This is a genomic window from Paenibacillus sp. JT22N1 (assembly GCF_059692155.1).
Genome location: NZ_JCAUAW010000001.1, coordinates 252,923 through 276,072, shown reverse-complemented (window position 1 = coordinate 276,072; position 23,150 = coordinate 252,923). Strand labels below are relative to the sequence as shown.

Genomic DNA, 23,150 nt, shown 5'->3' with positions numbered 1-23,150 from the left:
TCTCCATATGAGCCCTTTTTTCTCACCAATACGCAAAAAGGTTATTTTTTTCGATATGAATAATACGATCCTGGATCGCAGGCAATGCTTTGATTCGGCATTCCTTGAAGTCATGAACGACTTTACGGCGAGATGGGATCCGGGCGAAATGCTTTTTACAGCCCAAGAAGCCCTACAAAGCTACAAGATGGAGTGGAGCCGTCACCGAAAGGCACCGATAAGGAGTCCCATATCCCCTGATGAGTTGCGCCACATTTGTTTACGTAAAGCTCTTCAACCTATGCCTGTGAACGTTAGTCCTGCTTTTACACGGTCTTTTTTCGAACAGGTAGAAGATCAGGAAGATAACTTCGTTGCCCTCTTTCCCGGCGTTGAAGACACACTTGAGGCATTATCACATAACTATAAACTGGCTATCATCAGTAACGGAAATCGGAAAAGGTTGCTGAGTAATTTGGAGAAAATGAAACTCACCAGGTGGATCGATCAAGATCGTTTATTTAGTTCAGAGAAGGATGGACCGCGAAAGCCGCACCCCGCTATCTTTGAGAGAGCTCTAAAGACGATGGGCACGGCTTCAAACCAAAGTGTTATGGTTGGAAATTCGTGGCGTAACGATGTGGTGGGGGCCGCGTCAAGCGGCATGGATGCGATTTGGATACATCCGGGGAATATCAAGAAAATATCCGAGCGCCGAATCGGTAAACAGAAGGTCATTATTATTCGTTCTTTTAAACAATTGTTATACACTTTTTAATTCAAGGCCACTTGAGCCAATTTTTTCAAAATAATAAATACTTCCTTGATGCGCTTTTGCTTTCTTTTTAAGTAGGGCGGCTGTTTGGGAAATGTGTTCGAGTGAAATGGGAGATTCGCAGACACAAACGACTAAAGAGAGCGAAAGCGTAACTCCCTCGCTCTTTACCTTGTTGCCGCTCCGATCCCATACATACTCCCACTCCTCATCCTCATAGAACATCTGCACACCTTGTTCGAAGCGGCGAATGATTTCCTGACACAGTTGTTTTGGAGATAACGTGGCAGAGATCACGATAAAATCATCGCCTCCCACATGCCCGACAAAATCATGAGGTGTCCCACAAACCGCAATGGATTGCTGCATAACATCCGCTGTATATTGAATCAGTTGATCCCCTTTTTGAAATCCAAACCGATCATTGAACCACTTGAAGTAATCCAAATCCGCATACACCACATGAAACGGTTTGTTCTCACTTATCCTCTTGTTCAATTCGCGATTGATTTGCAAATTCCCTGGCAGTCCTGTTAGTGGATTGGCCACACGCGCAGACTCCATTCGTACATTCGTTATACTCTCAAGAATCGTTCTAATGGATGCTACTCCTCCCATTTTCCCATTGCTTGTAACGATGACTAGGTCGTATAAGTGGTTTATTGCGCGTGAGGTAGCCATCTGTGATACTTCCTCAACAGGCATGAACTCGTCCACGATTAACGGCGATTCATCCATAATACTGTCAATGGTTCGATTCCAGAACAAGGAGAAGGCGTATTGACCGGTTAATTGTTGAAATAAGCGGTCTCTCATCATGAGGCCAATCGGCACCTCTTCATCCACGATGACAGCACCCACAGCTTCTTGATTTTTTTTGAAGTAATCCGCCACTTCCGAAATCAGTTTTTTCTTGTCAAACACTTTTACAGGAGTTTTCAGGTCGCCAATGCTCCAAGTCATACTGCCTCCTTGTACTTTGCGATGCTGCCAAATCAACATTTTATGCATGTCCTGCACCTTCGCGGGAGATTCATTTGGCTTTCCAAGCAAGTAGCCTTGGGCATAATGCACGCCGAGCCGAGTTAATTTGGTTAGTTCATCCGCATGTTCAATGCCTTCAGCGATGAGGGATATGTTCATTTTATGGGCAAAAGTAACGAACGTTTCAAGGATATACTCTTTTACTTTGTTTTTATGTATATTTTCAATGAGGGAACGATCAATCTTAATAAAATCCGGTTGAAGCTCAGCTATTGCTTGCAGGGAGGAATATCCCGCACCAGCATCATCTATGGCAATTCGATAGCCTTGTTTACGGTAATGCTCCAGAATCTTTTGGGCTAAGGAGAAGTCCTCAATCGAACTTCTTTCCGTAATTTCAAAAACGACATTGCTTGGACGGAGTCCGTATTTCTGTAAAATCTCAAGCGTTTTACCAGGAACAAACCCAGGATCGTAAAGCACTTGTGATGAAATATTGATAAAAAGCAATTGCTGTGGATGCTCCAAAATGGATCCTTTAATCGCTTTTTCACGAGCAAGCTGCTCAAGCATGTAGAGCTCTCCTTGCTGCTCTGCGAATTGAAACATGGCCAAAGGTAAATGAAAGGGACTATCTTTGGGACCTCGCGTTAACGCTTCATACCCCATTACTTGACCATCCTGCAGTGAGATAATAGGCTGATAAACGGAATATATGTACTCTTTATCTATCATCTTATAGAATTGTTCCAGCATTTCTGACTGAGCCTTCATGTCCATCATCCCTTACCTGAATATACTTATTTCTCTAGTCTATCAAATCAAATGACTGGCTTTATTATCCATATGTAAAATGTATGTAAAGACTTCAAAAAAAAAAGAGGGAATTCAATCTTTTTCCCGAAAAAGAGAAGGATGGATTGTTAGGTGCGTACAATGTACAAGCACGGAAAGGATTTGAAATGGAACAACAAGTAAAAATCTTGGCGGTAGATGACCGCTACGAGAACTTGCTGGCTCTGAATAGCATTCTGGCCTCTTCCAACTATGACGTTATTTCTTTGCAATCAGGCGAGGAAGTTCTGAGATATTTATTAAAAGAACCCGCTGATCACATCGCTGTAATCTTGATGGATGTGCAAATGCCTGGACTTAGCGGCTTCGAGACGGCCGAACTGATCAAGCAGCGAAAAGCTTGTCAGGATATTCCCATCATCTTCCTAACGGCTCTCAGCACCTCTATTGAGCATGTTTTGAAGGGTTACCATGTGGGCTCTATTGATTATTTATTCAAACCAATTCATCCTAAAATGCTGCGCATGAAAGTCGATGGCTTCGTTAACATGCACCTCAATCATCAAAAAATCAAATATCAAAGTGAACTGCTGCATAAGCGAACGCTAGATCTCGAAGAGACCAATCGCAAGTTAGCTGAAGCGGAAGAGAAATTAAAGCAGCAAAATTTTCTTTTGGAGCAATGGGTGGAAGAGAGAACCTCCGAGTTAGTGGATGCCCATGAAAAGCTCATAAAATCACAAGAACACTTCAAGAAAATGTTCATACTCTCTCCTTCTTTGATGGCTATCCGCCGTCTACCTGATCTCACCTATCTCGAAATTAATGAAAGCTGGAAACAATATACAGGCTATGGTGATGAAATCATTGGAACAACACTTGATCTCTTACTAGCTGAAGTAGGTGATTCAAGGAATTGTAATGATGTCATCCATAATTGCAAGGTCAAGTACGAAACCAAGTCCAAGGAAATTCGAACGGCCCTGCTATCAACGGAAATCATCGATATTGAAAATGAAAGCTGCTTGCTTGAAGTTGCCGTCGATATCACGGAAAGTTTGCGATTTGAATCAGAGATGGCTCGTCTAGCTCAACTCAATCTAGTTGGGGAAATGGCCGCCGGTATTGCCCACGAGATTCGCAACCCGATGACGACCATTCGCGGCTTCCTCCAATTATTTCAAGAGAACGATCGTCATATGCAAAAAGAATACATCCCTATCATGCTAGAAGAGTTGGACAGAGCGAACGAGATTATTACCGAATATTTATCTCTAGCCAAAAATAAGCAATCCCACCAACAACCTGAAAATATCAATCGAATTATCGAAATGCTCATCCCCCTCATCCAAGCTGAAGCCGTCATGTCCGGCAAGCATGTTCATTTCCAATTCAAGGATTGTCCTGTTATTCAACTCGACGATAAAGAATTGCGTCAACTCATATTGAATATGTGTATGAATGGTTTAGAAGCAATGAGCCTCGGCGGTAAGCTGAGAATTGAAACCTACACCGAGACAGAACACGTCGTTCTACTTATTGCTGATGAAGGTATAGGAATTAATGAGGAACACCTGGAGAAGCTAGGAAGACCTTTCTTCACGACCAAAGATGAAGGTACAGGGCTCGGTTTAGCTATTTGCTACAGCATCGCTGCCAGGCATCATGCTTCGATTGAAGTTCAGTCAAGTGAGAAAGGAACGACCTTCCTCATTCGCTTTCCGATTACCGCCTCACGCACATGAAAAAGGGACGCTCACAAGTCATGATGACTTAGGAGCGTCCCTTCTATATACGATTTATTTACACATTCAAATCCTTGCGTTTCCCTGTGACCATATAAATAACACCTTCACCGATATTCGTAGTGTGATCGGCTACACGCTCTAAGAAATGAGCAACAAACAATAAATGGGTCAACTGACGGTTACGATTGTAATCCGAACCCATCATCCCCATCAATTCCTGCATCACCGAGCTGTATAGCTTATCCACGCGGTCATCTTTCTCGGCAAGCGATGCCGCCCTGTGAACATCGCGCTCCGTATAAGAAAGGAGGCTCTCATGCAGCATCTCAATGGCAATATCGGCCATTTCAGGAATGACTTCGAGCGGCTTAACAAGCTCTTCTCCAGCGAGACGGATCGTAATCTTCGCAATATCTACGGCATGATCAGCAATTCGTTCCAAGTCTGTAGCGATTTTCATAGCCGTTCCAATGATTCGCAGATCACTTGCCATTGGTTGTTGTAAAGCAATTAATCGAAGGCAGAGCTCATCGATTGTCGTTAAATAATCATCAATGAGATCATCATTCTTAATGACTTGCCGTGCCGCATTCTCATCGAACTTGGCCAACGACTCCACGGACTTAAGAATCAAATCCTTAACGCTTTCCCCCATATCCTGCAATTCTTTTTGCAAAACTGACAATGATTGATGAAACCCAGGTCTTGCGTCCATTTTGCGTCTCTCCCCTCAGTTGTAGTTAACCGAATCTTCCCGTAATGTAATCTTCCGTACGTTGATCATTCGGATTGGTGAAAATCTTATCCGTCTTGTCCGTTTCCACTAAGTATCCATTAAGGAAGAAGGAGGTCATATCCGAAATTCTTGCTGCCTGCTGCATGTTGTGCGTGACGATGATGATGGTGTATTTCTCTTTCAAGGTTTGTGTCAACTCTTCAACTTTGAGCGTTGAGATTGGATCTAGCGCCGATGTAGGCTCATCCATAAGAAGTACGTCAGGTTCTACAGCTAGTAACCGCGCGATGCATAAACGCTGTTGTTGTCCGCCGGACAGGCCTAGAGCAGATTTATGCAAACGATCCTTTACTTCATCCCACAAGGCTGCTTGTACAAGACTGCGCTCTACGATTTCATCTAGGACGGCTTTCTTCTTCGTACCATGGATGCGAGGGCCATATGCAATGTTGTCATAAATGCTCATCGGAAACGGATTTGGACGTTGAAATACCATCCCTACACGCTTACGCAGTGAAACAACATCGGAATCGGAATCATAGATATTGTGACCATCCACGGCTACATTTCCAGTAATACGTACACTATCAATAAGATCATTCATACGGTTCAAGGTGCGCAGGAAGGTGGATTTCCCACAGCCTGAAGGACCGATCAAAGCGGCGATTGTACCCGTTTCTATAGCCAATTCAATATCGTGGAGAGCATGATTATCTCCGTAAAATAAATTTAATTTGTCCGCTTTAATCTTATGCTTGGTCGCCACGATTTATTTCCCCCCGGAAAGTCTTTTTTGTAAAATTCGGCTTGGTATACTGACAAGTAGGTTAAATATGAGTACGACGATCAGGAGCAGCGCGGCACTTCCTTTAGCGATTTCCTTGGCATCCGGAACTAACGCTTCAGCGCCAACATACCAGAGATGAACAGATAGCGTCTCCCCCATCTTCAGTGGATTGAAATCCGGAAAGAAGCGAGAAACCGATAAGCCCGCTGTATAAATTAGAATCGCAGATTCGCCTAGCGCGCGTCCAGCAATCAAAGTAATCCCCGTAATTAAGCTTGGTAGCGAAGCAGGTATGAGCACTTTGCGAATGGCTTGCCATCTCGTTGAGCCAAGTGCAAGGCTTGCCTCCCAATATGACTCAGGAACCGTACGGATCGAGACCTCTGTGACCCTTACCATAACAGGTAAATTAAGCAGAGCAACCGTCGCGGCCCCACCAATAATTGAAAACTTCAGACCAAGCAAATTGGCGAAAAGTAAGAAACCGAACAATCCAAATACGATAGAAGGAACAGAAGCCAGAGCTTCAACCGAGATTCGTACGAGATCAGTGAACCAATTTTTTTGTGCGTATATCGCCAAGTATATCCCCGAGAATAAACCGATTGGAATGGATATCAGCAGGGATAAGAATAGGACATAGAAGGAGTTGAACAATTGCGGGCCTACACCGCCGCCAGCTTTGATCTCCTCAGACTTCCCAAAGATGAAATTCCATGATAAATGTGGAACTCCATCACCTAATATTCGAAATAGAAACCAAGCCAGAATCAATATAATAACAATGCCAGATGCCCAGAAATACATCGTGGCCAAACGATCCGTTGTTTTGCTCTTCATTTAAGTTCACTCCTTTTGGCTACGATACGGATAATAAGAATTAAGGATAAGGAGATCACTAGTAGAAGAAGCGCCATTAAATAGAGCGCATTATTCCAAGTGCTTCCGTAATTCGTATTCCCCATATCCTTCACAATCGCGGTCGTTAATACCGTGGTTGAGTCAAGGAGTGATTTCGGCATTTGCGGCGAGTTACCAATAACCATGAAAACAGCCATGGTTTCACCGATTGCACGCCCCATGCCAAGGATGATTGCTGTTAGAATACCGGGTCTAGCTGCAGGCAAAAGGACACGCCACATGGTTTGCCAACGTGTTGCTCCTAATGCCAGTGATGCTTCCTCCAGGCGCCCCGGCAATGCGCGGATAGCATCTTCTGAGATAGAGAGAATAGTTGGTAAGATCATGATTGCGAGAATGATGGAAGCTGGTAAAATACCGTATCCAACCCCTCCTGTAATTTTACCGAGTGCAGGAACGATAACTGTCATGCCGATTAGGCCATAAACAACCGAAGGGATACCTACGAACAGATCCGTCGCAGGACGCATGATTTCACGCATCCATCTCGGAGCAATTTTAGCCATGAATAATGCCCCTGACAATGCAAGCGGCACTGAAAACACAACTGAAACCAATGTCATGAGCAGCGTGCTGTATAAAAAAGGAAAGGCTCCGAATTTATTTTGACCTGGCGTCCAGTCTGTAGAGAAGAAAAATTCAAAAGGACTGACTCCTTGAAAAGTCTTAATCCCTTGCATTCCCACGAAAACAATGATAGAAAAAATGATGGCAGACACTAGGGCAGCACTTCCAACAAACACCCACCTCATGATGTTATCTTGTCTATGTTGTCCTTGGGTCCATTTCGTGACGATTGGACGACTTTCGTCTGATTTCGCGTTCGTTAGTTTGTCTGCTACGGAATTCAATGGGTAATTCCCCTTTCTCTTAAATCACATTACTTTTATGATAGAGCATGATTGTAATTGGATCGTCAATGAATTGTTAAGGGAATGTAAAAGTTTCGTATTTCAAAGTAAAAAAAGAGCGCGGCATAGGATGCCAGCGCTCTTAGTTTGTTCTATTTATTATTTTTTAAGCAAATCAGCAGGTAAGAATTTCAAGTCACGAACTTGTTTACCTTGGAATTCTTTGCTTGTGATGTAAGCGATGAATGCTTTAGCAGGATCTTTCGCTTCACCTTTTGTATACATATGCTCAACACCAAACAATTTGTAAGTACCGTTCTTAATGTTTTCCTCAGAGAACGCTACATTATCAATTTTCAATGCTTTTACTGTGTCATCAATGTAAGGTGTATCTACATATCCAATGGAGCTGGACTGACCAGCAACAGCTGTTTTCATTGCACCGCTGTTTTCTTGTGTAATACCGTCTTTCGTGAATTCTTTGCCATCAAGAATGATTTGTTTAACTAATGTACGGGAACCTGAGCTATCTGGACGGTGAACAAGAACGATTTTCGCGTCATTGCCGCCAACTTCTTTCCAGTTCGTAACTTTACCCATGTAAATGTCTGCTGCTTGTTGTTTCGTAACATTATCAACTTTTACATCTTTGTTTACGATTAATGCGAATGGAGCAATTGCTACTTGGTGGTCAACAAGACCTTTATCTTTATATTCAGCAGCTGGCTCAACGTCGGAGTTACCGATATCTGAAGTACCGTCTGCTACGTTTTTAATTCCTGTACCTGATCCGCCTGCAGTAACGTTGATCGTTACTTTTGGATTTTTTTCCATAAACTCAGTAGCAGCTTGTTTAACTAATGGAAGAAGCGCGCTTGAACCTGAAGCAGTAACCGTACCGCTTAGTTCTGTTTTTGTTGGAGCAGCAGAAGCAGCTGCACTAGCAGCAGGTGTTGGAGAAGCAGCATTTTTAGTATCTGTTTTTGCGCCGCAACCAACCAATGACCCCATCATTAATACCGCGGAAAGTGTAAATGTAATTCCTTTTTTCGACATGAACTTAAACATAGTTAGCATGTCCTCCTTTGATTTGTATGTTACTTGTTATGTTAGTATCGATTCCACTTTGTTGTCTGTCGAACTAACTTACTTACCTATCGTAACAACCGAATGTAAAATCCAAACCCACGAAACGTAAACGTAATGTAAAACTTTTATTTCTTCTTTCATTCGTTAGAAGTATGGATAAATTTACATATCTTTAACATAGTTAGATGCTTTAGTTAATAGAAGCACCCTATATTAATAAGTAGCAACACGAAAACAGTCGAATATTGTCAAGTAATATATAGGAGGAATGACTTATGAAGAAGATAAAAATCAATATGACCATGCGATTAAAATTAATTGCCAGTTTCAGCGGAGTGCTTCTCATTTTCCTTGCCGTTGCTTTGTTTAATCTGAATCAAGTACATCAAATCAAGAAGCATATGACGGACCAGAACGATAAAGTCGAACTTAAGGTGCTAGCGCTAGAGCTTAAAAATATGGTACAGGAAATGAACATCATTGCCTCAGGGCTAGAGATTTCCAAGAAACCGGAATACATCGCAAAATACAATGATAAGCGAAAGCCTTATAACGATTTCATTCAAAAGATTGGTGATACAGCTTCAACAGCTGATCAAAAGAAGTGGCGAAGCCAATTAATTCAATTATCCGTTGATTACATAAATAACTTCGACTCTGCGGCTAAAATGGTCCAAGACCCCAACTTGAAACCGATGGATCTGCAAATTAACCTCCTTTACCTATATAATGAGTCTCAGGAATTGAAGGATAAGATTTTTGAACTTGTTGATAAATTCTATGTCACCTATGCAGAGGCTGCAGAACAAGCAATAGCCAACTCAACGAAAGCACTTAATGAAAGCAGTAGAGTCATGTTGATCGCTTTTGCTATCGTCGTTATTGTAACCATTATTATTGCTTTTCTAATCATTAGCTCCTTCACACGTCCTATTAAAATTTTACAAAATGCCGTATCTCTTATTGCCGCAGGTGATTTGTCCCATACGATTAATTCTAAATCTAATGATGAGTTAGGTAAGCTAAGTGATAGCTTCGACCATATGATCGTTCAAGTTCGCCAGATGCTGAATGCTACGATGCAGATTGCTTCGTCATTATCAGAGCACTCCCATGAGTTTCACCGCTTTTCTAAGCTTACGGCATCGGCCAACACAGATATTTTGAAGGCAATTACAGAGATATCGACTGGTGCTGACGAGCAAGCCATGAAAACAGAGCAAAGCTCGATGATCATTGCAGAGCTGGAAGCAGAGATTCGTGAAATTACCGCTTATACCTATGAAATGAAGCGTACCAGTGAAGAGGCTGCGTCCGGTACAATACAAGGGACAGCATCCGTAAGGGCGCTGAAATCATCGTCAGATCAGTCACAGGCTGTCCTAAAGAAGGTCGATAGTGCCATGATGACCTTGTCTGACAGCTCCAAGCAAATTGGCGCTATTATTCACTCGATCACGGAAATTTCTACGCAAACGAACGTGCTTGCCTTGAACGCTGCGATTGAAGCAGCAAGAGCCGGCGAACACGGCCGCGGCTTCTCTGTGATTGCGGATGAAGTTCGTCAGCTTTCTCAGCAGACGAATGATTCCTCCAAGACAATCGGCGGCATCATTCAAGCGCTTCAGAAGCAAATCAAAGAATTACAGAGCTCACTGATTGAAGCTCGCGAATCTGCGGTTGCACAAAACCATCGGGTAGCAGATACGCTCGGTTCTTTCGAGGGCATCGAACAATCAATGAAAGGAATTATCGGGCAAATTGAACAAATCCATGTGAAAATTGAACATGTACAATCCAAGAACGATAGATTAGTAAATTCCGTTCAGTTCGTAGCCGCCATTGCGCAAGAAACAGCTGCCGGGGTCGAGGAAGTAAGCTCGACCTCGATACAGCAAGATGCATCCATCCGCCGGATCGCCGAAGAGTCGGATGATATCCTTGAACTTGCACAGCAGTTATTTGCGGAGATAAGCAAATTCCAGATTAGTGAGACTGATACGAAGAATCATCAGGAGAATTTTGATCTTCAATCGGAGACCATCCATGTCATGAATGATGAGCAATCCGAGGTTTTGGAAGATTATCAAATGGAACTGTTTGAAGAAGAACAAGAAAGCTTATCAACGGAAACACCACAGGATGACCTGAACAAAGGTGAATCTAGGAAAGAAAACAAAGAGCTTGCTCTTGTAGGAAAATAATAGTAACGCTAAAATCCCTCTACTCCTCCTAATTGGAAGCGTAGAGGGATTTTTAATTTCGAGTAATACGACCGTCTAAAGCGAATCTAACTGTGGAGGACCAAACAATCATTACTGCCTAATGCACAAACCGACCTTCCTCAGGAATCGCTATCTTCTCGAAATCCTCCGCCAAACGGCCTAGTTCGCGGCTTAGTTCTTCACCGTTCATCGCTTTTCCATGTCCCGTTATCGCTAAAGATGGATGTAAATCTTGAAGCTTTCTAACCGAATCCCAGGCTGCTTGCCAGTCTGTCGTGAAATACTTAGGAGGCCCGCTTATTTCTTGTTCTTGCGTGAACAGCTTGTAAAGCGACTCTTGTTTAACGGTAACGAAGGCATCTCCGGCTATTAATGAACTATCTTTGGCTCGAAAAAGAGAAATGTGTCCTGGTGTATGCCCCGGTGTATGAATCCATTGCCACCCCATCAGTCCAGGAACGATACCATTAGCGGGCAAAGGATGTACATGATTACCTATGTCAATACCGTGGTTTGGAAACAGGGGCGAAAGCTCGCTTACAAGCCCGCCATTTACCGTAGAATCCCCTTTAGGATAATTGGATTTTCCCGTCAAATAAGGGATTTCCAACTCATGCGCATATACCGGAACATCCCAGTATTCCAAAAGATTCTCGATAGCCCCGACATGGTCGAAATGCCCATGCGTCAAGATGATCGCCGTAGGCTTCTTATGTGCTCCAAAACGCTCCTCAGCGACACGAATGATCTCATCTGCCGATTGTGGCATACCTGCGTCAACTAAAACCCATTCTTTCTCCCTGCTTGTTGGATTGCCAATGAAACAAATATTCACGATCTGAATGCAGTAACCATATATATCAATGGCTATTTCTTTGCCTTCACCACTGGATAATGTAGTTAGCGGGATGTATGTATGCTCATATGTAAGATCTGTATGCTCCATGTAAACTTCTCCTCATCATTGCAAATTCCACTTTACTATCCCCATTTCGCTGTAAAATTACTCCGTATTTCTCGATATGAAATGTGTTTTTTAACGAAAAAAAGGCCAGAGTCTAACGACTCTTAGCCTTACAAATCTTATCGGAAATTGAAATTTATTTCGCAATCTCATCCGTCGCTTTAATGTTACGCAAGATACTCACTTCAACTCGTCGGTTCTTCGCTCTACCTTCTGTTGTATCATTTTGTGCAATCGGCCGGTATTCACCGAATCCGACCGAAGAGTAGGAAGCAGGCTCAATTTTACTGTTATTCAGAAGTATTTTCATAAAATTGACCGCACGCTTGGCGCTTAGATCCCAGTTCGTTTCAAAGTCAGCTCGGTGAATCGGGATATTATCCGTATGACCTGCTACTTGAACCTCATATCCTGGATAACTACCCAGCAGATTAGACATAGAAACAGCCAGCTTTTGTGATTCTTGTTTAATTGTAGCCGACCCTGAATCGAACAGTGCACGGTCACTAATCGTAATGGTCAGCTTCTCATTATCCAGCTTCGTGGTTAGCTGCTCACTCATGTTGTTTTCTTTAATGTAAGCATCCATGCTTTGCTTTAACTCTTTGAGATCCTTCTCTTCCTTCTGCAGCTTTGCAGCCAGCTGGCTGTCGGTTTTACTTTCCTCTTTCGTTGGCGGATTCTGGTTCTTGTTATTGTTTTTCGTAGAATTCGCCGCATCATCAATCGGAATCAAATTTGACATTGCGAAGGGCGCTTCTCCACCGGTGAAGGCATTGTTCAAGGACCGCATAATCGAGTCGTATTTCTTAGAATCCAATTGACTGGATGCAAACAGAATGATAAAGAGGGCTAGAAGCAAGGTAAGCAAATCCGCATAGGGAATGAGCCAGGTTTCATCAATATGTTCTTCATGATCCTCATGCTTCTTCTTTTTACTCACTGTGGAGCGGCCCCCTTCGAATCTTCGTCATACGACGCACGTTCATTGTTGGCAACGAAGATCATCATTTTTTGCTTCACGGAATTGGCAGATACACCGGATTGAATGGAGAGCAACCCTTCTACGATCATAAGTTTAATTTCTACTTCTTTCTTAGACTTCTGCTTCAGCTTATTTGCAAATGGGTGAAAAATAACGTAACCAAGGAAAATCCCGAACATTGTTGCAACGAAGGCCGCTGAAATCAGATGACCTAGTTTTTCTACTTCACTCAAATTACCAAGAGCAGCGATGAGTCCAACAACGGCGCCAAGTACGCCGAGTGTCGGTGCATATGTACCAGCTTGCGTAAAAATACTTGCATATTTCTTATGTCTTGTTTCCATCTCCGCAATATCTTCGAGCAATACGTCACGTACGAAATCTGCGTCATTTCCATCAATAATGAGGCGCATGCCGCTTTTCATAAAAGGGTCTGACAGCTCCTCTGCTTGCTTTTCCAAGGAAAGTAATCCTTCACGACGTGTAATGGAAACCCATTCGATGAATGTCTCGATCAGTTCTTTTTTAGGCATTAATTTCTGTACGGTAAAAATAATTTTCAATAAAGTCGGAATCTTCTTTATTTCTTCCATTGAAAAAGCAATAAATAAGGCCGATGCTGTACCACCGAAAATAATTAAGGCAGCGGCAGGATTCAGCAGTGCTACCAGGCTTGCCCCTTTCAATACCATACCCACACCAATGGATATAAAAGCTAATACAATTCCGATTAGTGATGACTTCTCCATATTCCAGGCACCTCTCCCTATGATCTAATTTTCATGAGTTGTCATGCTTCCTAAAGATCTCAACAAGCTTGCCAACGTTTCCTGTTCTTCCCCCAGTTTAGAAAAAAAGCGGCGATCGGCTTGCTCGACAATGTCTATTGCCTTGGATATCAACATCTCTCCAGCTGGCGTTAAAGAGATTGATTTGGCCCGCGTGTCCGTCGGATGTTCCTTGCGAATGAGAAACCCTTTCTTTTCTAAGTTACGAAGTACTTGTGATGCCATCATGGGATCAATGTGCGCATGCATGGCAATTTGAACTTGTGTCACATCCCCAAGAGGGGATTGAGAATTTAACCATTCTGTGGTTGCCAGTAAAATAAATTGAACATGCGTGAGATCCAAATCATGCAGGGCATAACGAAGATTTTTTTGCCATAGATTCGTAACCTGCCAAAGATGAAATCCTGGGCTGTCATAAGGCTTTCCTTGCTCAATTGTCATTGACCCTCCGATAATTCAACAAAAAGTTGTATATGTACATATAATAAGTTTATTTATTATTTAATACAATCATTTTTTGTCGAAAAATAGGACTAAAGTCATGTATTTTTTGTGAAAATGCAAACAATTTGACGAATGCTAGCGTCCTTCTCTCACTTATTTTATACTTGAGGAGAACTAATTCCTGCTTGAACCGATATCAGTATGAAGGAAACATGTTTCATATTACAATTTGGTATGATTAGCTATCCTTTTTGGAAACGATAGGAAAGAATGAAAGTCGCCATCTTACATAAGAGGAGTGAATCATGTGGAGAAACGTTTGTTTGGTTCGACCGGGCAGCAATTTCCTATTCTGAGCTTTGGTGCTCAGCGCATTGTCGACGAACACCAGTGTACGGAAGAAGAAGCGATTCAAATTGTGAATCGTGCGATTGACGAAGGGATCACCTATTTCGATACAGCACCAAGCTACTCGGATGGGCAATCCGAGGAACGACTGGGTAAAGCATTGGCTCGCGATGGACGAAGGAATGATGTATGGATTGCTACAAAAACACATGATCGGACAAGAGACGGTTCCCTGAAGCTGCTGGAAGCAAGTCTGAAGCGTCTACAAACGGATCACGTCGAAGAATGGCGATTACATAATATCATGACAATGGAGGAACTTGATCAGTGCTTCGCCAAAGGCGGAGCGCTAGAAGCGCTTCTTGAGGCCAAGGAACAAGGGATCATAAAGCATATCTCGATCAGCGGCCACACGAATCCTAGAGTTCAGTTGGAAGCAATTGATCGGTTTCCGTTCGACAGCGCACTTGTTGCTTTATCCGCAGCGGATCATCTCATCTACAGCTTCGCTCATGAGTTTTTACCTAAAGCGAACGAGAAAGGTGTCGCTGTCATCGGCATGAAGGTTATGGCGCTTGGTAAGCTGGCACCCTGGTACGAGAAAGCACTCCAATATACGTTCTCGCTGCCGATATCTACAGCTATTGTCGGGATGGAATCCATGGCGCAGCTGGAACAAAATTTGGCCATTGCTAAGAGCTTCAAGCCAATGACTGAGTTAGAGCAGCTCGAGTTCCTCAAAGAAATTGCCCATCTCGCAACGCCGGATGTATTGCGTTGGAAAACAACCGATTGGGTGTCCGGAGAATGGTACGTTCGTAATTAATGAGAAAACCTCTATCGAGGCCATTCAAAGATGAGCGACCGCGTTTAGAGGTAGGTTTTATCGCCAATAAGAAAAACGGTTTTCATGAACCGAAAACTTATACTTTCTTATGTGGTCAAACAAGCCAGCAAGTAAGTGCCCTGAGTATCGGCACTAACTTGCTGGCTTTTTCAATTGAAATGAATGGGTTTGACACTCGCTTATTCTTCGAAGATGTGAGTCAGCAGCGCCCCTAGCTCTTTGATTGCCTGCTCCTCTTGTTCGCCGTCCACTTCCAAAGTTACTTCGTCATTCTGTTGAATGCCAAGTGTGAGCATACTAAGTGAGCTTTTGCCGTTAACCTTCTTATCGCCTTTGATTACATTCACTTTGCAAGGAAACGTACCAACCTTTTGAACGAATACTTTTGTCGGACGGGCATGAAAGCCGGATGGATTTAGGACAGTAAATGTTTGGGATATCATTTCAAGTCACTCCTTGTTTTCTGTTCTACGAATTGTTTAATTTGGGTCTGACTGCTCATGGATAAAATCTGCTCCGTGTAGCCTGCCCACTCCCGATGTGAAGTTTGTTTAATTAATGCTCTCGCTGGCAAAATCGAGCTGGCACTCATGCTAAATTCATGGAGTCCCATGCCGAGAAGAATCGGTATGGCCGCTTCGTCACCGGCCATTTCTCCACACATCCCAACCCATTTGCCTTCTTTGGCTGCTGCCTGAATAACCATTTGAATTAAGCGTAAAATAGCGGGGTGACAAGGTTGGTATAAGTAAGAAACGGTTTCGTTCATCCGATCTGCCGCCATTGTATATTGGATAAGATCATTCGTTCCAATACTGAAGAAATCGGCCTCTTTCGCCAAGAAATCCGCTGCTAGCGCTGCAGCCGGCACCTCAATCATAATGCCAACCTCTATGGTTTCGGATACGGCAATTCCTTCTTGAACTAGCTTTTCTTTCTCTTCTTGAAGCAATTGTTTGGCAGCCAGCAGCTCATCCACAACGGCAATCATCGGGAACATGATTTTCAATTGTCCATAGCTGCTTGCTCTCAGAAGCGCCCTTAGCTGTGTGCGAAATAGATCCTGCTTGCTCAGACATAGACGAATCGCGCGTAGACCAAGGAACGGATTGCTCTCTACAGGGAGCTTCATGTACGGCAGTTCTTTATCTCCACCTATATCGAGTGTACGTATGACAACAGGTTTATTGTTCATTCGTTCCAACACATGCTTATAGACCTGGAACTGTTCTTCTTCACTAGGCAGAGAACTGCGCCCCATATAAAGAAATTCGGTCCGAAACAAACCGATGCCTTCAGCCCCGTTAGCTAACACTTTTTGTAAATCTTCCACACTGCCAATGTTGGCAGCCAATTCTACGCGACGCCCATCTGCTGAGATTGAAGGTTGATCCAACAGCTTGCGCAGTTCGATTCTTCGCTGATCGTATGCTGCTTTACGAGCTTTGAAGGTCTCCATCTCTTCATCACTTGGAGCGATGAGTACAGTGCCCTCTACGGCATCCATAATAATCATGGTTCCCGTTTTGATTTCCGCTGCCGCTGTTCCAGCTCCAACAATAGCTGGCACCTCAAGCGAGCGAGCCATGATCGCCGAATGAGAAGTACGGCTGCCGATCTCCGTTACAAAGCCAAGCACATAATCGAGATTTAACTGTGCGGTATCGGACGGCGTCAAATCTTCGGCTATCAAAATGCAGGGCTCGTTAATGGCCGCAATTGCTGCATAAGAGACACCGCGAAGCCGGCTCATAATCCGGCCTGTGACGTCACGCACATCACTAGCGCGTTCCCGAAGCAGCTCGTTATCCATGGAGCTAAGTACTTCGATGAAGCTGCTCGCAACTTCATGCAGCTTAAATTCAGCATTCAAGCCTTCGCTTTCAATACCCTCGATAATTGCATCAATATAATCCGGATCTTCCAAAAGCATCAAATGTGCTTCGAAAATTTCAGCTTTTGCTGCACCCATGCGCTGTTCAGTCAAATTTTTAATCTCTTCTAACTCTTGTTTCGCTTCCTCGACAGCATTGCGAAAACGTTCTACTTCTATAAGAGCGTCTGCCACCTTTTCACGGGCAGGTTCGTAATGATCATTGTTCAACCGAAAAGCTTTCGCTAGCGCAATGCCGGGGGAAGCAGCAATGCCGGTTAGTCGTTTTGTCATCATTTTAGCCAATAGGGAACTCCCCTTTCTCAAGATCGATCTGATTGCTGTAATTGTTCATATTGCGTTTTAATCATCTCATGGATCAGGTGATCTTCGCCAATGGTCGTATACTTCGTAATCGTTTGGGCAATTCCAAGCTTTTGCAAATCCGCTTGAATCTCTACGGCTTCAGGATCTTCCTGATCCTTAAATAAGAAAGCAGCGGCCATCACCATCGCTAAGTAAGTCGGTTTCATCCCAAGCTCATAGGCCTGCAAAGCGGGACGAACAAGACGATCATTGCTCGATAACTTGCGAATCGGCGATCTGCCTACCCGAGTAACCTCGTCGATCAAATGGGGGTTGATGAATCTGTTCAAAATTTTATCGATATACTGCTCATGCTGAGCAAGATCGAAGCCATGCTTTTCGATAAGCAGGGCGCCGGTCTCATGCATCACATGACGCACTAGCGAGGCAATTTGTGAATTTGCCATCGCATCTTGAATCGTCGTAAAACCATGTAAATATCCAAGATAAGCAGCACTGCAGTGCCCAGTATTGACCGTAAACAGCTTGCGCTCAATGTACGGCTCCAAATGTTTCACATAATGGATACCCTCAATGCGGTGAAACCCCTCCAGCATTTGGGACTCGTCAACAACCCATTCGTAGAAGGGCTCAACCGTGACTTGCAGCGGGTCTTCATTATGTTGGATTGGAACAATCCGATCCACAGCAGCATCAGGAAATGCGATGCTTGCGTCTACTTTATCGCGCAGATCTTCACTTAGATGAGCGTATACGTGTTCTTTGAGCTGCGTACTTCCACCAATTGCATTCTCACATGCAATGATGTGTAGTGGCGCCGCTCCACGTTCGATCCGCATTTCAATCCCTTTGGCGATCCCAGCAGCAATGTGTTTCAGAATATTTACGCCCACGGCTGTTGTAACCAAATCAGCCTCAGCAACGGCTCTAGCTACATCTTCTAAATTCTTACCATTAATCGCTGTAACATTTGAAACGGTGAACGTTTCTTGATCCTCATTAGCTAAGCGTACTGTATATGACTTCCTCTCGTGCAATAGCTCAACCAAGCTATCATTCACATCGGAGAAGGTCACCTCATAACCGGCTTGGGACAAAATTAAACCAATGAACCCCCTGCCGATGTTTCCTGCACCAAAATGGACAGCCCTCATGACTCCATCCCGCTTTCGAAAATCTTCACCATTTCCTCAGGCGTCGCCGCTTTCATGATCATCTCCATGTTCTCATCCTCGGAACAAATCATCGCGACATTCGTTAAGATATCCAGATGATCATTACCCGCGGCAGCAATACCAATGACTAAGGTGGCTTTTTCACCTTCACCGAAATCCACACCCTCCGGAATTTGTACAATCGACAATCCTGTCGATAGAATCAATGATTTGGAATCCTGCGTACCGTGTGGGATGGCCAGACCATTTCCCATATAGGTGGACAAAGTTTGTTCTCGTTCCAGCATTTTATCGATATAAGCAGCTGACACATGACCTGCGTCTACTAACAGTTGACCTGCCATCCGAATGGCCTCGAATTTATCCTTGGGCTTAGCGTTTAGTTTAATTTTATTCGTTGATAAGATAGTCATGGTTATCTCTCCCTATATCCGATTTATTTTTTATTTTCTAAAAAGGCAGCGAGTTCCTGGGATAAAAAATGCTTGATCTCCGACTGAGTTCCCGATTTCAATAGTTCGATCATTTCTGGAATCAATAGATAAGAACTTATTTCGCTGAGCACTTCAAGGCTTTCTTTCGAAAGCTCCTTCGGACCCAGCATAAGCAGCAGTTGCTTTACGTCTGACGCCATACCTTGGTCTAGCAGCAGATCTTCCTTTAATCGAAACAAATTGAAAGAAGGTTTCTTAACCTGCTCACTTCGAATGTGAAAGAGGGCCAGACCCGTGTCTGGGATAACTTGACTGCTTAATCGTTCTCTTTCTAGCAGCAGGTTGACGATTCGCTCCACTTCATCGATCACACCTGAGTGTCTAACATATCCACAAATAACCTCCAGAGTTTCTCTCAGACTGTGAAAGGATTGCTCGATATGATACACCGTGAATGGATCGATGATGCTTACAATTTCATTTACATAGTGTTGAATTCGATGCAATCTGTTCGTGGAATCGGCCTCTTGTAGCGATTCAGTACGCTCTCCAGCTTCTTTTTGCAGCGTAACATTTTGAATAAATAGCCTTAGCCGCTCGGCTTCTTCCTTCGTTAACAGCGGGCTTAGCTTCAAGTACTGATCTTCATCCAAAGGCAAATCCACTGTAGATATAATCAAATCGTATTCCTTTTCGGGGATGCGCGCTGCTTCAAACCAAGAAGCATGACCGATAATATCAATTTGCGGAAGCTCCTTAGTAAGTCTTACGGCCAACATTTTGGAAGTCCCGATCCCACTTGTACATACGAGAATCGCTTTTACATTGCGCCTAAATTGCTTTTGTCTCTCGATAGAAGCTCCGAAATGCATAACCAGAAAGCCAATTTCTTCATCTGGCACGGCAATTTCGGTTATTGTTTTATCTACAGCTCTCCGTATAGTTTCAAATAGAGCTTCATATTCTTTCTTGATTTGCGATAAAAGCGGATTACGAATGGTTGCACCTGCTTGAAGCCGCTTCAAAGCGGACTCCAAATGGCTCAGCAGCCCCTCTCGTAATGAACGATCATCGCTGAAACGAACCGCGATACTGCTCTCCATGTTCCGGATGAGCTTCCATACGATTTCCATATAGCTTAGCTCTTCCATAGGAAGCAGCTGATTCGGATGTTTGAGTGACTTAGGCTCCAGTAGTTCGGCTATATATAAAATTTCTGCTGTTGTTAATTCAATTGGAATTACCTTGGATAGCTGCTCAATCGTATGCGTAAGCAGCTTATTTGAGCGAAGCGAGTAAGGTTCAGGGTGCAGTTCGATCTGTCTACCCTGCTGAATTCTAGCGATAGTTATCGAAATCTGAATGAGCAGATTGGTGTAATCTTGCTCGGATAGTTCACTTAAACCTTCATCTTCAGCAAGCCAAAGAGCGGCTTCTACCTTCGTAAAGTTTTCTTTCCCAATGAGTTCCAACAATCTTTGTGTAACTGGCGAATGCGAATTTACATTTTTCCCGAATAGATCAGCTTCATCGAGACCGTTTTTGGCAAGCTGTGCAATCATCCTGCGTTTATTCGCCTCGGAACCGCTCAAACCAACACCATACCCTCTTTTACGTACAAGGATTAAGTCAGACTTCTGAATCCTGCTATCCAGCTCATCGAGATCGTGCGTGATGGTTGGGACCGTTACGCCCAAGTCATGAGATAAAGTGAATAGTTTGACAGGCTCATCTTCTTGCAACAAGGTGCAAAGAATCATGATTTTGCGATCCTCAGCAGAAAATTCAATGTCCGTCATCCCATATAACAAGCGTCGAAACGCCTCAAGTTTTTCAGGTTCTGCTTGTAGATGTATCCCTTTCCCCGATTTTTTTTGTAAAGTTAATCCATAAGCTGCCAAAATCGTCTCCAACTCGGACAGCTCCCTATGAACCGTTCTTGTGCTTACATTGATTTCGGCAGCGATTTCTCCTGCTGTAATATCATCTGTTCGATTCATTAACAGCTCTAGGATTTGACGATTCCTGTTAGACAGGCTCATGATATTTCTCCTCACTAACAAAATGGAGATAACGCCGGCAAATAGCCAGCGTTAGAAAGGTATATTAAGATAATCGTTTCACAAGTTCATCGTATTCTGGACTTTTCATGAAATTATCGATGGAAATGTGTTCAGCCTCTGGAGCCTTATTACGTGCTCGATCGGTTAATGATTTATGAGTGATAACGATATCTGCATCAGGTGGAATCTCACTAATTGCTGTGTTGGCCACGATGACGTCGATATCAGCTTCTTTCATTTTCTTTCTTAAAATGGAAGCTCCCATCGCGCTTGACCCCATGCCTGCATCACAGGAGAACACAATTTTTTGTACCTCGGAAGCTGGCGTTAACGTTGAGGCGCTGACTTTTTCAGCTGCCGCGGCGGCGGGGGCTTGTTTCATTTCTTTCATTTTCGCTGTAGCCTGCTCCAAATCTTCTTCATTCTCGTTTTGCTTCGTCGTTTTCAACAACAATGCACCGACTGCAAAAGAGACAATCGTAGATGTGATAACCCCAGTGAAAATCGGCAGCATACCGCCTTTAGGAGCCATGGCAATGTAAGCGAAAATGCTTCCCGGTGATGGCGGAGCAACTAGACCTGCATTGAAAAGGGAGAATGTGAACGTACCCGTTACGCCACCTGCGATAACAGCCAGGATCAGACGCGGATTCATAAGAATGTACGGGAAGTAGATTTCATGAATACCGCCAAAGAAGTGAATAATAGCAGAACCAGGAGCCGAAAGCTTCGCAGCACCACGTCCCACCATCCAATACGCCAGTAGGATACCAAGACCTGGACCCGGATTGGACTCCAACATGAATAAGATCGACTTGCCTGTTTTGGAAGCTTGATCCAAAGCAATCGGACTTAGCACGCCGTGATTAATCGCATTGTTCAAGAACAATACTTTACCTGGTTCAATCAGAACGTTCGCAAGCGGGAGCAGACCGGCATTCACAAGTGCTTGAACTCCGGAAGCAAGAGCTTTACTCACTACCTGAACCGCAGGACCAACTACCGAGTAAGCAAGAACGGCAAGAATAGCGCCAATGATGCCTGAAGAGAAATTGTTGACGAGCATTTCGAAGCCGGATTTAACTTTACCTTCAATCGATTTATCAAACTTCTTGAGTACCCACGCAGCGAACGGACCTACGATCATCGCCCCAAGAAACATGGGGATATCCGTTCCGATGACGACCCCCATCGTGGTTACAGCGCCGATGACGCCGCCGCGTGTTCCGTGTATCATCGTACCTCCCGTATAACCAATTAGGACAGGGAGTAGATAAGTAATCATGGGGCCGACAAGCTTAGCCAAATATTCATTTGGAATCCAGCCTGTCGGAATAAATAAAGCCGTAATTAATCCCCAAGCGATAAATGCACCAATATTAGGCATCACCATACCGCTCAAGAAACGACCGAAACTTTGTACTTTCACTCGGAATCCTCCGGAGGATGCTTGCTTATGTGCAGAAGTTGCACTCATTAGGATAACCTCCCTTTGTCTGTTTCATGTTACTATCGTAATGCAAAAGCGCTTACATGTTCAATCAAATCAAAATCCCTTTTCGTCATGAATAATGTTGACAACATTTTAACCTACAGCTATCTCGGCTTACGCCGTGCAAAAGTTACGCCGAAGATAGTTTTCGATGCTTCTATCCGTGTATTGTTGTATTTTGTACAACACTTGGGAGGCTAATCCACGTAATTCCAGCGAATGTTGTAAAAAATGCAACAATTTTATGAGAAAGTAGCTCAATAGCCAGAAATAAGGCTAAATTGTTGCACAAGATACAACATCTTCAGCTTAATAGGAAGAAATCAAGGAAATTGTTGTACGGAGTACAACTTCCCTTCCAATTTGTTCTCTTACTTCTCCTACTTCCTCCACTTCTATCACTTCTACACTCCCATGATTTCCACTATTCCCCTCACTTCTATCACTCTCAACACTTCCACCAATTCAACTACTTCTACCACTTCCATCAATTACAACACATCAAACTCTTCAAACA

Annotated in this window: 20 protein-coding genes; 4 read left to right on the top strand and 16 right to left on the bottom strand. The window is 43.6% G+C overall.

The window, feature by feature from the left end; translation table 11 throughout:
- Positions 1–7 precede the first annotated feature (7 nt).
- Positions 8–757, top strand: coding sequence for an HAD family hydrolase (locus tag AC58UU_RS01200; RefSeq protein ID WP_497312240.1), 750 nt, complete (start codon positions 8–10; stop codon positions 755–757).
- On the opposite strand, the gene AC58UU_RS01195 is transcribed toward AC58UU_RS01200, so the two are convergent.
- Complete coding sequence (locus AC58UU_RS01195) at positions 743–2,512, bottom strand: GGDEF domain-containing protein (RefSeq protein WP_497312238.1); 1,770 nt, start codon at positions 2,510–2,512, stop codon at positions 743–745. The two genes, AC58UU_RS01200 and AC58UU_RS01195, sit on opposite strands and share 15 nt — an antisense overlap.
- Positions 2,513–2,700: 188 nt before the next feature.
- Between AC58UU_RS01195 and AC58UU_RS01190 the strand changes: the two genes are divergently transcribed.
- Complete coding sequence (locus AC58UU_RS01190; protein WP_497312236.1) at positions 2,701–4,278, top strand: ATP-binding protein; 1,578 nt, start codon at positions 2,701–2,703, stop codon at positions 4,276–4,278.
- Positions 4,279–4,336: 58 nt separating this feature from the next.
- On the opposite strand, the gene phoU is transcribed toward AC58UU_RS01190, so the two are convergent.
- The 5 genes from phoU to AC58UU_RS01165 form a co-directional block, all read right to left on the bottom strand.
- Positions 4,337–4,996, bottom strand: coding sequence for a phosphate signaling complex protein PhoU (phoU, locus tag AC58UU_RS01185; protein ID WP_497312234.1), 660 nt, complete (start codon positions 4,994–4,996; stop codon positions 4,337–4,339).
- Between the two features lie 25 nt (positions 4,997–5,021).
- Positions 5,022–5,786, bottom strand: coding sequence for a phosphate ABC transporter ATP-binding protein PstB (gene pstB, locus AC58UU_RS01180; protein ID WP_036635822.1), 765 nt, complete (start codon positions 5,784–5,786; stop codon positions 5,022–5,024).
- Positions 5,787–6,644 carry a phosphate ABC transporter permease PstA gene (gene pstA / locus AC58UU_RS01175; protein ID WP_171641477.1) on the bottom strand — a complete coding sequence of 286 codons (858 nt, stop codon included), beginning with the start codon at positions 6,642–6,644 and terminating at the stop codon, positions 5,787–5,789.
- On the bottom strand, positions 6,641–7,576 hold the full coding sequence (pstC, locus tag AC58UU_RS01170; protein WP_171641479.1) for a phosphate ABC transporter permease subunit PstC: 936 nt from the start codon (positions 7,574–7,576) through the stop codon (positions 6,641–6,643). The genes pstA and pstC overlap by 4 nt, the downstream gene beginning before the upstream one ends.
- A gap of 159 nt (positions 7,577–7,735) precedes the next feature.
- Positions 7,736–8,632, bottom strand: a complete 897-nt coding sequence (locus AC58UU_RS01165) for a phosphate ABC transporter substrate-binding protein (protein ID WP_497312231.1) — start codon at positions 8,630–8,632, stop codon at positions 7,736–7,738.
- 308 nt (positions 8,633–8,940) lie between these two features.
- Between AC58UU_RS01165 and AC58UU_RS01160 the strand changes: the two genes are divergently transcribed.
- Positions 8,941–10,869, top strand: coding sequence for a methyl-accepting chemotaxis protein (locus AC58UU_RS01160; RefSeq protein WP_497312229.1), 1,929 nt, complete (start codon positions 8,941–8,943; stop codon positions 10,867–10,869).
- A 118-nt stretch (positions 10,870–10,987) separates the two neighbouring features.
- On the opposite strand, the gene AC58UU_RS01155 is transcribed toward AC58UU_RS01160, so the two are convergent.
- From AC58UU_RS01155 to AC58UU_RS01140, 4 genes are all read right to left on the bottom strand, one after another.
- Positions 10,988–11,836, bottom strand: coding sequence for an MBL fold metallo-hydrolase (locus AC58UU_RS01155; protein WP_497312227.1), 849 nt, complete (start codon positions 11,834–11,836; stop codon positions 10,988–10,990).
- Between the two features lie 154 nt (positions 11,837–11,990).
- Complete coding sequence (gene motB / locus AC58UU_RS01150) at positions 11,991–12,797, bottom strand: flagellar motor protein MotB (protein ID WP_497312225.1); 807 nt, start codon at positions 12,795–12,797, stop codon at positions 11,991–11,993.
- A complete protein-coding gene (gene motA, locus AC58UU_RS01145) occupies positions 12,794–13,588 on the bottom strand; it encodes a flagellar motor stator protein MotA (RefSeq protein ID WP_497312223.1) in 795 nt (264 codons plus the stop codon). The genes motB and motA overlap by 4 nt, the downstream gene beginning before the upstream one ends.
- Before the next feature lie 24 nt (positions 13,589–13,612).
- Positions 13,613–14,071 (bottom strand): MarR family winged helix-turn-helix transcriptional regulator, encoded by a 459-nt coding sequence (locus AC58UU_RS01140; RefSeq protein WP_497312221.1) that lies wholly within the window; start codon positions 14,069–14,071, stop codon positions 13,613–13,615.
- 310 nt (positions 14,072–14,381) lie between these two features.
- Here AC58UU_RS01140 and AC58UU_RS01135 point away from each other — a divergent pair, with 310 nt between their 5' ends.
- Positions 14,382–15,248 (top strand): aldo/keto reductase, encoded by an 867-nt coding sequence (locus tag AC58UU_RS01135; RefSeq protein ID WP_497312219.1) that lies wholly within the window; start codon positions 14,382–14,384, stop codon positions 15,246–15,248.
- Between the two features lie 200 nt (positions 15,249–15,448).
- On the opposite strand, the gene AC58UU_RS01130 is transcribed toward AC58UU_RS01135, so the two are convergent.
- The 6 genes from AC58UU_RS01130 to AC58UU_RS01105 form a co-directional block, all read right to left on the bottom strand.
- Complete coding sequence (locus AC58UU_RS01130; protein ID WP_029199314.1) at positions 15,449–15,712, bottom strand: HPr family phosphocarrier protein; 264 nt, start codon at positions 15,710–15,712, stop codon at positions 15,449–15,451.
- Entirely contained in the window at positions 15,709–17,436 is a 1,728-nt protein-coding gene (gene ptsP, locus AC58UU_RS01125) for a phosphoenolpyruvate--protein phosphotransferase (RefSeq protein WP_497313120.1), read from the bottom strand. Before ptsP ends, AC58UU_RS01130 begins: the two co-directional genes overlap by 4 nt.
- Positions 17,437–17,465: 29 nt before the next feature.
- A complete protein-coding gene (locus AC58UU_RS01120) occupies positions 17,466–18,623 on the bottom strand; it encodes a mannitol-1-phosphate 5-dehydrogenase (RefSeq protein ID WP_497312216.1) in 1,158 nt (385 codons plus the stop codon).
- Complete coding sequence (locus AC58UU_RS01115) at positions 18,620–19,057, bottom strand: PTS mannitol transporter subunit IIA (RefSeq protein ID WP_171641498.1); 438 nt, start codon at positions 19,055–19,057, stop codon at positions 18,620–18,622. The genes AC58UU_RS01120 and AC58UU_RS01115 overlap by 4 nt, the downstream gene beginning before the upstream one ends.
- Before the next feature lie 23 nt (positions 19,058–19,080).
- The gene (locus tag AC58UU_RS01110) at positions 19,081–21,120 is read right to left on the bottom strand and encodes a BglG family transcription antiterminator (protein WP_497312214.1); all 2,040 of its coding nucleotides are present in this window, start codon (positions 21,118–21,120) and stop codon (positions 19,081–19,083) included.
- Between the two features lie 64 nt (positions 21,121–21,184).
- A complete protein-coding gene (locus AC58UU_RS01105) occupies positions 21,185–22,618 on the bottom strand; it encodes a PTS mannitol transporter subunit IIBC (RefSeq protein WP_497312212.1) in 1,434 nt (477 codons plus the stop codon).
- Positions 22,619–23,150: the final 532 nt, after the last annotated feature.